This window comes from Bacillus sp. F9_6S_D1_P_5 (assembly GCF_054823925.1).
The window spans coordinates 1-1,372 of record NZ_JBTREW010000060.1; the positions used below are offsets into that span (position 1 = coordinate 1).

Consider the following 1,372-nt stretch of genomic DNA (forward strand, 5'->3'; position numbering starts at 1 on the left):
GAAGGCTGAGCTGTGATGGGGAAGCTCCTTATGGAGCGAAGTCTTTGATTCCCCGCTGCCAAGAAAAGCTTCTAGCGAGATAAAAGGTGCCTGTACCGCAAACCGACACAGGTAGGCGAGGAGAGAATCCTAAGGTGTGCGAGAGAACTCTGGTTAAGGAACTCGGCAAAATGACCCCGTAACTTCGGGAGAAGGGGTGCTTTCTTAACGGAAAGCCGCAGTGAATAGGCCCAAGCGACTGTTTAGCAAAAACACAGCTCTCTGCGAAGCCGTAAGGCGAAGTATAGGGGGTGACACCTGCCCGGTGCTGGAAGGTTAAGGAGAGGGGTTAGCGTAAGCGAAGCTCTGAACTGAAGCCCCAGTAAACGGCGGCCGTAACTATAACGGTCCTAAGGTAGCGAAATTCCTTGTCGGGTAAGTTCCGACCCGCACGAAAGGTGTAACGATTTGGGCACTGTCTCAACCAGAGACTCGGTGAAATTATAGTACCTGTGAAGATGCAGGTTACCCGCGACAGGACGGAAAGACCCCGTGGAGCTTTACTGTAGCCTGATATTGAATTTTGGTACAGTTTGTACAGGATAGGCGGGAGCCTTTGAAACCGGAGCGCTAGCTTCGGTGGAGGCGCTGGTGGGATACCGCCCTGACTGTATTGAAATTCTAACCTACGGGTCTTATCGACCCGGGAGACAGTGTCAGGTGGGCAGTTTGACTGGGGCGGTCGCCTCCTAAAGTGTAACGGAGGCGCCCAAAGGTTCCCTCAGAATGGTTGGAAATCATTCGTAGAGTGCAAAGGCATAAGGGAGCTTGACTGCGAGACCTACAAGTCGAGCAGGGACGAAAGTCGGGCTTAGTGATCCGGTGGTTCCGCATGGAAGGGCCATCGCTCAACGGATAAAAGCTACCCCGGGGATAACAGGCTTATCTCCCCCAAGAGTCCACATCGACGGGGAGGTTTGGCACCTCGATGTCGGCTCATCGCATCCTGGGGCTGTAGTCGGTCCCAAGGGTTGGGCTGTTCGCCCATTAAAGCGGTACGCGAGCTGGGTTCAGAACGTCGTGAGACAGTTCGGTCCCTATCCGTCGTGGGCGTAGGAAATTTGAGAGGAGCTGTCCTTAGTACGAGAGGACCGGGATGGACGCACCGCTGGTGTACCAGTTGTTCTGCCAAGGGCATAGCTGGGTAGCTATGTGCGGAAGGGATAAGTGCTGAAAGCATCTAAGCATGAAGCCCCCCTCAAGATGAGATTTCCCATAGCGTAAGCTAGTAAGATCCCTGAAAGATGATCAGGTTGATAGGTTCGAGGTGGAAGCATGGTGACATGTGGAGCTGACGAATACTAATAGATCGAGGACTTAACCATATAATATG

General features: G+C 53.1%; 1 rRNA gene. It reads left to right on the forward strand.

The features are described from left to right. Positions 1-1,364: ribosomal RNA gene (locus tag ACUXEY_RS28100) — 23S ribosomal RNA — on the forward strand; the annotation flags it as partial. Positions 1,365-1,372 lie beyond the last annotated feature (8 nt).